This is a genomic window from Pseudomonas sp. MWU13-3659, from assembly GCF_023757525.1.
GTDB lineage: Bacteria > Pseudomonadota > Gammaproteobacteria > Pseudomonadales > Pseudomonadaceae > Aquipseudomonas > Aquipseudomonas entomophila_E.
In genome coordinates this window covers 70,708-83,758 of the sequence record NZ_JAMSHW010000017.1, presented here as the reverse complement: position 1 = coordinate 83,758, position 13,051 = coordinate 70,708, and the positions used below count along the sequence as shown (strand labels likewise).

Genomic DNA, 13,051 nt, shown 5'->3' with positions numbered 1-13,051 from the left:
GCCGGCGAACCCGTCAGAGCGCCTCCAGCTCCGCCATCAGGTCACTCAATCGATCAACCTTGTCATCGTCCAGCACACTGCCCTGCAGCCCCTGCACGTACGTCGCCAACTCCTCCACCGTGCTGCACTCGAACATCGCCCGCAGCGGCACGTTCAGCTGCAGCGTCTTCTGCACCCGCGAGGCGATCTGCGTGGCCAGCAGCGAATGCCCGCCCAGTTCGAAGAAGTTGTCGCGCACCCCCACCCGCTCGGCCTTGAGCACATCGGCCCAGATCCCGGCGAGGGTCTCCTCCAGCTCGTTGCGCGGCGCCAGGTAATCCTGGCTGTGCTGGCCACCGATGTCGATGGCCGGCAACGCCTTGCGGTCGAGCTTGCCGTTGGCGTTGTGCGGCAGGCTGTCGAACCAGCCCCAGTGCAGCGGCACCATGTATTCCGGCAGTTCGGCACGCAGGCGTTGCTTGAGCTGGTCGAGCAGCGCGGCGTCGGTTGCGACACCCTGGTGCGCCACCAGGTAGCCGACCAGGTGCTTGCCGTTGCTGCCCTCCTGCACGCCCACGGCGGCATCGCGCAGCTCCGGTTGCTCGTGCAGGCGTGCCTCGATCTCGCCCAGCTCGATGCGGTAGCCGCGGATCTTCACCTGGTGGTCGATGCGGCCGACATACTCCAACACGCCATCCGCGCGGCGGCGAGCCAGGTCGCCGGTGCGGTACAGACGCTCACCCGGTGCTCCATAAGGATGCGGGATGAAGGCCTGCGCCGTGCGTACCGGATCACCGACATAGCCTCGGCCCACGCCGGTGCCGGCAACACACAACTCACCCACCGCACCCAACGGCACCAGGGTCTGGTCCTCGCCCAGCAGGTAAAGGCGATTGTTGTCGGTCGGCGTCCCTATCGGCAGGTAGCTGCCCTGGGTCGACTCAAGGTCCACGCGGAAGAACGCCACGTCGTCCGAACACTCCGCCGGGCCATAGGCGTTGACCAGGCCGATGGCCGGATAACGCTGCAGCCATTGCGCGGCAAGCTCCGGTGGCATCGCCTCGCCGGTCGGCAGCATCCAGCGCAGGCCGTCGAGGGCCTGGTGGTCGTTGGCCAGCATGCCCTGGATCAGCGACGGCACGCTTTCCAGCACGGTGATGCCGGTGGCCTGCACGTGGGCCAGCAAGCCCTGCGGGTCATGGGCGATGGCGTTCGGCACGATCTCCACCTTGGCCCCGAACAGCGGCGCGGCGAGGAACTGCCACACCGAGATGTCGAAGCTCTGCGAGGCAGTCTGGGCAATCACATCCTGCTCATCCAGCGCCAGGTACGGCACCTTGCTCAGCTGGTTGTTGAGCATGCCGCGTTGTTCGACCATCACACCTTTGGGCAAGCCGGTGGAACCTGAGGTGTAGATCACGTAGGCGAGGTTGTCCGGCCCGCTGTGAATGCCTGGGTTGTGGCTGGCGACGTTGCTCGCCTGCACTTCCTCCCACACCAGCAACCTGGGCCGCACGGCCCCCGCCACTTCATCGAGCAGCAGACGTGCCTGCTCGGCGCAGGCGGCGCTGCACACCAGCACCGGCGTGCGGCTGAGCTCGACGATGCGTTGCAGGCGCGCCGACGGCAGGTCCGGATCCAGCGGCAGGTAACCGGCGCCGGCCTTGAAGCTGCCGACGATCATGCCCAGCAACGCCAGGCCGCGCTCGGCCAGCAGCGCCACCGGCTGGTCGACGGCCACGCCTGCCGCAACCAGGGCATGGCCCAGGCGGTTGGCGGCCAGGTTCAGCCCGGCATAGTCGAACGCACCGTCCAGGCAACGGGCGACGGTGCGTTGCGGATGGGCGGCCACCCGCGCCTCGAACAGCTCGACGTAGCTCTGCTCCAGCGCATAGGCATGCTCGGTGCGGTTGCAATCATCGAGCAGGAAACGCTGCTCGTCGGTGCCCAACAGCGGCAACTCGCCCACCTCCCCTTCGAAGCCCTCGACCAGCGCCAGCAGCAGGCGCTTGAACTCGGCCAGCAGGCGTTCGACGGTCGGGTAGTCGAAGTAGCGCTGGTCGAACGACAGGTGCAGGCCCAGGTCGTCGCCCGGGTAGCACACCGCGGTCAGCGGGAAATTGGTGTGGGTGCGGCCCGAGTCGGAGCTGGCGTTCAGGTGCTGGGCGTGGTCGAGCACGGCGGTTTCCACCGGGGCGTTCTCGAACACGAACAGGCTGTCGAACAGCGGCTGCCCCTTGGGCAGCTCGCTGCATTCCTGGATGGCCACCAGCGGCAGGTACTCGTATTCGCGCAGTTGCATGTTGCGGTCCAGCAGGCCTTGCAGCCACTGGCGCACGCTGGCGCGCTCGCCGGGCTGTGGCAACTGCACGCGCAGGGCGATGCTGTTGATGAACAGGCCGACCGTGCGCTGCATCTGCGGCAGGCTCACCGGGCGCCCGGCCACGGTGACGCCGAACACCACGTCGCGCTCGCCGCTGTAGCGTGCCAGGGTCAGGGCCCAGGCCGCCTGGGCGAAGGTGTTGACGGTCAGCTGGTGAGCCTGGGCCAGTTCGCGCAGGCGGGCACCCTCGGCGACGTCGAGGCGGGTGTAGCAGTCGCCGACCACCATGCTGTCGCCGGCATGGTCATGGCGCAACGGGCGATCGCTGGGGATCGCCGTGGCGCGTTCGAAGCCGGCCAGGTTGTCCTGCCACCACTGGCGCGCCTCGGCCAGGTCCTGGCGTTGCAGCCAACCGATGTAGTCGCGGTAGCGCGGCGGTACCGGCAATTGCGCCTGGCGGCCTTCGCCGAGGGCCTGATAGAGCTCGAAGAAGTCGTTCATCAGCAGCGAACGGCACCAGGCATCGATAAGGATGTGGTGGTTGCTCATCATGAACCAGTAGCGGGCATCGTCCACCCGCACCAGGCGCAAGTGGAACGGCGCCTCGCGCAGCAGCTCGAAACCGGCCTCGCGTTCCTGCTTGTGCAGGGCTTGCAGGCGCGCCTCCTGGTTCGCCTCGTCGAGGCCGCGCCAGTCCTGGTAGTCCACCGGTGTGTGGCCCGGCTTGTGGATGATCTGCAGCATCGCTTCGCCGGCGTTCCAGCTGAATGAGGCGCGCAAGGCTTCGTGGCGCGCCACCACCGCCTGCCAGGCCTGGGCGAAGCGCTCCGGGTCCAGGGCGCTGTTGATGCGGTAGCGATCCTGCATGTAGTACAGGCCGGTGCCCGGCTCCAGCAAGGTGTGCAGCAGCAGGCCTTCCTGCATCGGCGTCAGCGGGTAGACGTCCTCGATCTCGGCAGCCGGCACCGGCAGCGTGTCGATCTGCTCCTGGGTCAGTTGTGCCAGCGGGAAGTCCGACGGCGTGAAGCTGCCGTTGCCATCCGCCAGGCAGTGGGCGACCAGGGCCAACAGTTCCTGACGGTAGGCCTCCGCCAACTGGGCGATGGTCGCCTCATCGTAGCGCTCGGCGCTGAAGCTCCAGCGCAGTTGCAGGGCGCCGCCGTATACCTGGCCGTCGACGCTGAGCCAGTTGGGCAGCGGCGCATCCAGGTCATGGGCCAGGCCGGCCGGCGCGTCGAGCGGCTGGAACAGCGCGGCCGCGTCGAACTGCTGGTCGAACTGACCGAGGTAGTTGAAGGTGATGCGCGCCTGGGGCAGCGCGGCCATGCGCTCACGGTCGGCGTCATCGGCCAGGTAGCGCAGCACGCCATAACCCTGCCCTTTATGCGGCACCTGGCGCAGTTGCTCCTTGATGCGTTTGATCGACGCCGCGCGAGCGGCCTCGTCCTCGCCCACGGCGGGGTTCAGGCTCAGCGGGTAGGCATTGGTGAACCAGCCGACGCTGCGGGTCAGATCCATGTCCTCGAACAGCCCGTCACGGCCGTGGCCTTCCAACTGCACCAGCACCTGTTCACCGCCGCTCCAGCGGCACAGTGTACGGGCCAGGGCGGTCAGCAGCAGGTCGTTGACCTGGGTGTGATAGGCCGCCGGGGCCTGTTGCAGCAACTGACGGGTCTGCTCCACATCCAGTTCGATCGCCACGCTGCGCGCATGGCGATTCAGGTTCTCGCCTTGCGGGTGATCGCACGGCAGTTCATGGCGGGCGCTGCCCAGCTGGCCTTCCCACCAAGCCAACTCGTCACGCAGCGAGTCGCTGCCGGCATAGCTGGCCAGGCGTGCGGCCCAGTCGCCCATGGCGTGGGTCTTGGCCGCGAGGGTTTCGCCGCGATACAGCGCCTGCAAGTCTTCCAGCAACACACGCCAGGACACACCGTCGACCACCAGGTGGTGGATCGCCAGCAACAGCCGTTGCGCGCCCTGCCCGTCGGTCACCAGCAGCGCACGCAGCAGCGGCCCCTGTGCCAGGTCGAGGCTGCGTTGTACATCGGTGTAGAGCGCCTGGCACTCATCGAAGTCGGCGACCGTGGCCGTCCACAGCAGCGGCTGGGCCGCTGGCTGGCCATAGCTGCCCTGCCAACGTCCATTGTGTTGCTCGAAGTGCAGGCGCAGGCTGTCGTGATGCGCCACCAGCACGTTCAAAGCCTGCTCCAGCGCCTCGGTTTGCAAGGGCTGAAGCACCTGTAGAAGGACAGCCTGGTTCCAGTGCTGCGGCTGCGGCACTTCGCTGTCGAAGAACCAGTGCTGGATCGGTGTCAGGCCGGTGCGCCCCTGGCGCTGGCCTTGTTCGATATCGCCAGGCGCCTCACTGCGAGTGACCACGGCGGCCAGGGTCTGGATGGTCTGGTGCTGGAACAGATCACGTGGGGTGAACTGCAGCCCCAACTGACGGGCACGGCTGACCACCTGGATCGACAGGATCGAGTCGCCGCCCAGTTCGAAGAAGTTGTCTTGCACACCGATGCGCGAGACGTTGAGCACTTCGCGCCAGACCTGCGCCAGCTGGGCTTCCAGTTCGTTGGCCGGGGCCTGGTAATGCTGGCGCGCCTGCTCCAGGTCCGGGGCCGGTAGCGCGCGGCGGTCGAGCTTGCCGTTGCCCATCAGCGGCAGGCGTGCAAGCAACACCAGGTGTGCCGGCACCATGTAGTCCGGCAGGTGCAGGCGGGCGTCGGCCTTGACCGCTTCACGCAGCGCGGCCTGTGCCTGCGGATTGCCGTTGGCCTGCGGGCAGACCAGGTAACCCACCAGTTGCTTGCCACCCGGCAGGTCGAGGGCCAGCACTACGGCCTCCTCGACATCGACATGCTCCTGAAGGCGGCTTTCGATCTCGCCCAGCTCAATGCGGAAGCCGCGGATCTTCACCTGCTGATCGGCACGGCCGACATACTCCACCAGCCCATCCGTGCGCAGGCGCACCAGATCGCCGGTGCGGTACAGGCGGCCACCGTCGTGGCTGAACGGGTCGGCGACGAAGCGCTCGGCGCTCAGCCCTGGGCGGTCGTGGTAGCCCTGGGCCAGGCCCGCGCCGCCTACATACAACTCACCGATGCCACCTTGTGGCAGCAGGGCCAGGTCCTCGTCGAGGATGTAGGCGGTGCGGGCACCGATCACCCGACCGATCGGCACACTGCCGGCATCGGCGGGCAATGTGTCCGGCGCCAGGCACGCCAGCGGCATGACAACGGTCTCGGTCGGGCCGTAGGCATTGAAGAACTGTTGGGGTACGAAGGCCTGGCGGATACGTTGCAGATGCTCGCCGGTCAGTGCCTCGCCCCCGGTGATCACCAGGCGCACCGGCAGTTGCTCGCCCTGCCCGGCCAGGTACTGGGCCAGCTGGCTGCCGTAGCTCGGGGTGAAGCCGAGGATGCTCACCTGCTGCTCGCGCACCAGCTGGCAGATCTCTTCCGCGCCCCACTGGCCCTGGGCCCGCAGCACCACGCGGGCGCCGCACAGCAACGGTGTCAGCAGGCGCTCGCTGGCGGCGTCGAAGTTGATCGAATAGAAGTGCAGCTCGCAGTCGTCGCTGCGCATGCCGAACTCGGCGATGACCGCCTGGCAGTGCATGGCGATCTCGCCATGGCTGACCACCACGCCCTTGGGCTTGCCGGTGGAGCCGGAGGTGTAGATCAGGTAGGCCTGGTGCTGCGGCAGGTTGAGGTTGTCCAGCGGTGCGTCGCTGTAGGCAGCCAGGCTGGCGGCATCGTCCTCCAGGCTCCAGCGGACGACGCCCTCGGGCAGCTTGCCCAGGGTGTCGAGCAGCGCGCGCTGGCCGATCAGCAGGCCGATGCGGCTGTCTTCGATCATGTAGCGCAGGCGGTCGAGTGGGTATTCAGGGTCCAGCGGCACATAGGCGCCACCGGCCTTGAGGACGGCCAGCAGGCCGACCACCATCTCCAGCGAGCGCTCCAGCGCCAGGCCCACCCGCACCTGCGGGCCGACACCGCGCTCGCGCAGGGCGCGGGCAAGGCGGTTGGCCTGCTGGTCGAGCTCGGCATAGCTCAGGTGGGTGCCGGCGAAGGTCAGCGCCAGCGCCTGCGGCGTGCGCTCGGCCTGGGCGGCGAACAGGCCGTGGAGCGTCTGGGTGAGCTCGAAGTCCTGCTCGCCCTGGAGCTGGCCGACCAGTACCTGCTGCTCGGTATCGGCCAGCATCGGCAGTTCGCACAGGCGCTGCCGAGGGTTGTCGAGCATGGCCACCAGCAAGTGCTGCCAGTGCTCGGCCATGCGCGCGATGCGCGGCTCGTCGAACAGGTCGCGGCTGTAGGTGAAGCAGCAGCCCAGGCGGCCGTCGAGGTCAGTGACTTCCAGGTACAGGTCGAACTTGGTGGCGCTGGCGTCGTTGACCAGGTAGTCCACCTGCATGCCCACCAGCTCACGGCTCTGCTGGAACGCCCAGCGCTGCACGTTGCACATCACCTGGAACAACGGGTTGTAGGCGCTCGAGCGCGGCGGTTGCAGCGCTTCGACCAGTTGCTCGAACGGCAGGTCCTGGTGCGACTGGCCGTCGATGATGGCCTGGCGCACCTGCTCGAGCAGCGCGTCAGCGCTCATCTGCCCATCCACGTCGCAACGCAGTACCTGGGTGTTGAGGAAGGCGCCGATCAGCCCTTCGCTTTCCGGGCGGATGCGGTTGGCCACCGGCGCGCCGATGCGCAGGTCGCGCTGGCCGCTGTAGCGGTGCAACAGCGCCGCCAGGGTGGCGGTCATGGTCATGAACAGGGTCAGGCCACGCTGGCTGTTGAACGCGTGCACGCGCTCGACCAGCGCCGGCGCCAGGTCGAACCGGTACAGCTCGCCACGGTGGCTTTGTACCGCCGGGCGCGGGCGGTCGGCCGGCAAGGCCAGCACGGGGTGCTCGTCGCCCAGGCGGTCTTTCCAGAAGGCCAGCTGACGCGCGCCCTCGCCGCCCTCCAGCCACTGGCGCTGCCACACGCTGTAGTCGAGGTACTGCACCGGCAGCGGCGCCAGCGGCGACTCGCGCTCGTCGACGAAGGCCTCGTACAGCTCGCCCAGCTCGCGGGCGAAGATGTCCATGGCCCAGCCTTCGGTGACGATGTGGTGCAGGGTCAGCACGAAGTAGTGCTCGCGCTCGTGGGCCTTGACCAGGCAGGCACGCAGCAGCGGGCCGCGCTCCAGGTCGAAGGCTTGGTGCGCCTGGTCGTCGGCCAACTGTTGCAGGCGTTGCTGGCGAACCTCGGCGGCGTCGCTGCTGAAGTCGTGCCAGTGCAGCTGCAGGTTGCTGTCGCCCGCCACGCATTGGTAAGGCTTGCCGTCGATGCTCGGGAAGGTGGTGCGCAAGGTTTCATGGCGCACGATCAAGGCCTGCAGGGCCCGCTCGAAGGCGTCCACATGCAGCACGCCCTTGAAGCGTGCCATGCCGCCGACGTTGTAGGCCGGGCTGTCCGGTTCCATCTGCCAGAGGAACCACATGCGCTGCTGCGAGTACGACAGCGGCACGGCCTGGCGGCGATCGACCCGAACGATTTCGCCTTGCAGGTTGCGTTCGCCGCTGTCACGCAGGCGAGCGATCTCGGTGCAGAACGCACCCAGTTCACTGGCTTCGAACAGCACCTTGAGCGGCAGCTCGACATCCAGCGCCTGGCGGGTGCGCGACACGATCTGGGTGGCCAGCAGCGAGTGGCCGCCGAGGGCGAAGAAGTCATCCTGCAAACCGATCTGCGGCAGGTTCAGCACCTCGCGCCAGATGGCCGCGACCTGCCGCTGCAATTCGCTTTGCGGCGCGACATGCTCGCGCTGTTGCCACACCGGCGCCGGCAATGCCTTGCGGTCGACCTTGCCGCTTGGGCCCAGCGGCATCCGCGCCAGGTGGATCAATTGTGCTGGCACCATGTACGCCGGCAGACGCTCGGCCAGGGCAGCCAGCAATCCTTCGTGCCGTGCGCCACCGCTGTAGTAGCCCACCAACTGGGCGCCAACGGCGTCCTTGTGGATCAGCACCAGTGCCTGTTCGACCCCCGGTTGGGCCAGCAGCACAGCCTGCACTTCCTCCGGCTCGACGCGGAAGCCACGCACCTTGACCTGCTGGTCGAGACGACCGAGGTAGTCCAGGGCTTCACCTTGCACATGCCAGCGGACACGGTCGCCGCTGCGGTACAGACGCGTGCCGTCACCATCAGGCTGGGGCACGAAACGTTCGGCGGTCAGGCCCGGACGACCCAGGTAACCACGGGCCAGGCCAACGCCTCCCAGGCATAGCTCACCCGGCACGCCAGGGGCGGTGAGTTCGAACTCGTCATCCAACACCCGGCAAAGCACATTGCCCAGCGGGCGACCGATCGGCGAGCGCTCGCCATCGCTGCCCTGGCAATGCCAGTGGGTGACGTTGATCGCGGTTTCGGTCGGGCCATAGCGGTTGTGCAGTTGAACTTGTGGCAGCCATTGCAGCACACGGTCACGCAGCGCGGCGGACAGTGCCTCGCCACCAGAGAACAGCCGGCGCAGGCTGGTGCAGCCGGCAGCCAGCGGTTCCTGGACGAACACCTGCAACAGCGGCGGCACGAAGTGCAGCGTGGTCACCTGGTGCTGCTGGATCAACTGGGCGATGCGCTGCGGGTCGCGGTGCTCGCCGGGGCCGGCCAGCACCAGCTGGCAACCGGTGATCAGCGGCCAGAAGCATTCCCACACCGAGACGTCGAAGCTGATCGGCGCCTTCTGCATGAGCACATCGGTGGCGTCCAGTGCGTAGGTTGCCTGCATCCAGTGCAGGCGCTCGGCCAATGCAGCGTGGGTGTTGCCGACGCCCTTGGGTTGGCCGGTGGAGCCGGAGGTGTAGATCACGTAGGCGAGGTTGTCGCCGTGCAGGTGCAGGCCGGGGGCCTGGCTTGGCCAGCTGTCCAGATGAAGCTGGTCGAGGGCAATGGCGCTGACGCCATCGACCTGCGGCAGGCGCTCGAGCAGGCCGCTGTGGCTGAGCAGCAGGCTGGCCTGGCAGTCGCCCAGCATGTACGCCAGGCGCTCGGCCGGGTAGTCGACATCCAGCGGCACGTATGCGCCACCAGCCTTGAGAATGGCCAGCAGGCCAACCAGCAGTTGCGGCGAACGCTCGATGGCGATGGCCACGCAAGTGTCGGGGCCGACGCCCTTGTCGCGCAGATAATGGGCCAGGCGGTTGGCCTGCTGATGCAGTTCGGCGTAGTCAAGCTGGCCGCCCGCCCACACCAGCGCGGTACGTTCAGGGGTCAGGCGAGCCTGCTCGTTGAGCTGCTCGACCAGCAAGCGCGGCGCGGCCGCCATCGGCGCCTGTCCCCAGGCCAGCAGCTGCGCGCGGCCCGCCTCGTCAATCAGGCGCACGTCGCCCAGGGCCAACCCCGGCTGGGCGCAGACTTGCTCCAGCAGCGCCAGCAGGTGATTGGCCAGGCGCTTGATGGTGCCGGCATCGAACAGTTCGTCGGCGTAGTCGAAGGCCAGACTCAGGCGGCCCTGGTGGTCTTCCTCGCTGTGCAGCTGCAGGTCGAACTTGGCCTCGCGGCTGTACCACGGCAGCTCTTCGGCGAGCAGGCCGGGCAGGCGGCGCAGGGCCGAAAGATCGCGCTGCTGGTGGTTGAACATGACCTGGAACAGGCCCTGCTCGCGGGCTTGGGGCAAGGCTTCGACCAGTTGCTCGAACGGCAGGTCCTGGTGGGCCTGGGCCTCGAGAGTGGTTCGGCGCACCTGGGCCAGCAACTGCTCGAACGGCAGGCGCCCCTCAAGTTCGGCGCGCAGCACCTGGGTGTTGATGAAGAAGCCGACCATGCCCTGGGTTTCCAGGCGCGGGCGGTTGGCGTTGGGCACACCGACACGGATATCGCCTTGGCCGGTGTAGCGGTGCAGCAACGCCTGCCAGCCGGCCAGCAGCACCATGAACAGGCTGGCCTGCTGGTCGCGGGCCAGGTCTTTAAGGGCGCCGCCGAGCTTGGCCGGTACCTTCAGGCTCAGGCGCGCCGCGCTGTGCTTGCGTTGGTTGCCGCGTGGCTGGTCGGTGCTCAGGTCGAGCACCGGCAGTTCATCACCCAGCGTGTCGGTCCAGTACGCCAGTTGCCGGGCGGCCTCGCCCTCGGCCAGCCACTGGCGCTGCCAGTTGCCGTAGTCGGCGTAGCCCAGGGGCAGCCCGGCCAGGTTCGTGGCCTGGCCTTGCGCGGCATACAGGCGGGCGAACTCGTCGAGGAGGATGTTCAGCGACCAGCCATCGGCGACGATGTGGTGCAGGGTCACCCACAGTTGATGGGTTTCGTCGTCCAGCCGCGCCAGGGTGACCCGCAGCAGCGGGCCGACACGCAGGTCGAACGGCTGCTGCGCTTCGCGCTCGCGACGCGCCGTCACTTCATCGGCGTCCAGCCCTTCGAGGTCGAGCCGTTGCACGGCGAACGGCAGGCTCGGCAGGATACGCTGCAGCGCCTGGCCATCGGCCTCGTCGAACACCGTGCGCAGGGATTCGTGGCGTGCGACCAGGGCCTGGAAGCTCGCCTCGAGCGCGGCTTCGTCCAGCTCGCCACGCAGGTGCAGGCCGGCAGGAATGTTGTAGGCGGCCGATTGCGGTTCCAGTTGCCACATCAGCCACAGGCGATTCTGCGCCAGCGATTGTGCCAAGGCCTGGTCGCGGCCCTGCAGGACGATGCGCCCGGCCCCCTCGCCGCCTTCGGCGAGGATCGCCGCCACCGCCGCCGAGTACTCGGCCAGGGTCGGCGCCTCGAACAGCGTGCGCAGGCTCAATGCCACGCCCAACTCGTCGGCCAGGCGCGCGGTCACCTGGGTCGCGGCGATGGAGTTGCCGCCCAGCAGCAGGAAGTGATCGTCCGCCGCCACGGCCTCGACCTTGAGCAGGTCACGCCACACTTCGGCGATGCGTGCCTGCAGGTCGTCACCACCGACTTCACCGGCCGATGCCTGGGATTGCGCCGGGAAGCGCGCGTAGCAATCCAGGCTGCCGTCGTTCATGCGCAGGCGGCAGGCCGAACGCTGCAGCTTGCCGCTGGAGGTCTTGGGCAACGCGCCCGGGTTGAGCAGCAGCACCACCGCCGGCGCCTGGCGGCAGGCATCGGCGATGACCCGGCGCAGGGTGTTGATCAATGTCTCGGGCGGTGTCGACTTCTGCACGTTGCGGCTGATCTCCACCGCCACGCCGATGCCCTCCTCGCCCTGGTCGTCGACGGCGAACACCGCGACACGGCCCTTGCGCAGCACCTCGACCTCACACTCCAGGGTCTTTTCCAGGTCCTGCGGGTAGAGGTTCTGGCCACGGACGATAAGCATGTCCTTCAAGCGCCCGGTAACGAACACTTCACCATCACGCATGAAGCCCAGGTCGCCGGTGCGCAGCCAGGTCTGGCCGTCCACCTCGACGAAGGTACGGGCGCTGGCTTCGGGATTGCGCCAGTAGCCAAGGGCGATGCTCGGGCCGCCGGCCCAGATCTCGCCGACGCGGTTGTCGCCCAGCACCTCCAGGTGCTGGGGCTCGACGATGCGCACTGCGTGCCCCGGCTGCGGGTAGCCGCAACTCATCAGCACACTGCCCTGGCCCGGCTCGGCACGATTGGCGGCGAACGCCTCGGCGTCCAGTTCCAGTGCACCGATGCCCTGGCCACGGCGGCTGCCGCTGACGAACAGGGTCGCCTCGGCCAGGCCGTAGCTGGCGAAGAAGCTGCTGGCGGCGAAGCCACAGGCGGCGAATTTCTCGGCGAAGGTATCGAGGCTGTCCTGGCGGATCGGCTCGGAGCCGGAATAGGCCACGCGCCAGCGGCTCAGGTCGAGCTCGGCCAGCGCGGCCTCGCTGACCCGTTCGCTGCACAAGCGATAGGCGAAGTCCGGGCCGCCACTGATAGTGCCGCCGTACTCGCTGATCGCCTGCAACCAGCGCAGCGGCCGGGCGAGGAAGTAGCCCGGCGACATCAATACACACGGCACGCCGCTGAAGATCGGCTGCAGCAGGCCGCCGATCAGGCCCATGTCGTGGTACAGCGGCAACCAGCTGACGATCACGTCGTCGGGGTTCACATCGATGCCGAAACCGTGGCGGATCAACTGCTCGTTGGCCACCAGGTTGCCGTGGCTGACCTGCACGCCCTTGGGCAATGCGGTGGAGCCGGAGGTGTACTGCAGGAAGGCGATGTCGTGCCCGGCCAGCGCCGGTTCGCGCCATTGGTCGGCGAGCACCGGGTCCAGCCGGTCCACCGCCAGCAGACCTGGGGCTTGGCTGCCGGCGAGCGCTTCCAGGCCCTGCAAACTGTCACACAGCGCTTCTACCGTCAGCAGCAGGCGCGGTTCGGCGTCGGCGATGATCGACAGCAGCCGCTCCTGATGGTACTGGCGCGAGGACTCCGGCGGATAGGCCGGCACGGCGATGACCCCGGCGTAGAGGCAGCCGAAGAACGCCGCGACATAGTCCGGCCCACTGGGGAACAGCAGCACCGCACGGTCGCCGAAACCGACCCTGGCCTGCAACGCGGCCGCGATGGCACGGGCGCGTTGGTCGAGGTCCCGGTAGCTGAGCACGGCCTGCTCGCCGGGCGCGTCGGCCAGGAAGCGCAAGGCGATCCGGTCCGGGGTCTGGGCGGCGCGTTGCGCCAGGGCCTGGACCAGCGAGTGCGGGAGTTCGAAGGCGTCCGTCATGGAATGTTCCTGCCAGTGTCTGGGTAAGTCGTGCCAAAGCGGCGCCCCGCCCATCAGGGCAGGCGGCGCTCGGCAGCCGGATGTACACAG

1 protein-coding gene is annotated in these 13,051 nt (G+C 68.1%); it reads right to left on the bottom strand.

The window, feature by feature from the left end; genetic code table 11:
- Positions 1-13 precede the first annotated feature (13 nt).
- Positions 14-12,961: a non-ribosomal peptide synthetase gene (locus NGM28_RS19925; RefSeq protein WP_252091193.1), complete on the bottom strand. Its 12,948-nt coding sequence runs from the start codon at positions 12,959-12,961 to the stop codon at positions 14-16.
- Between the last annotated feature and the right edge of the window lie 90 nt (positions 12,962-13,051).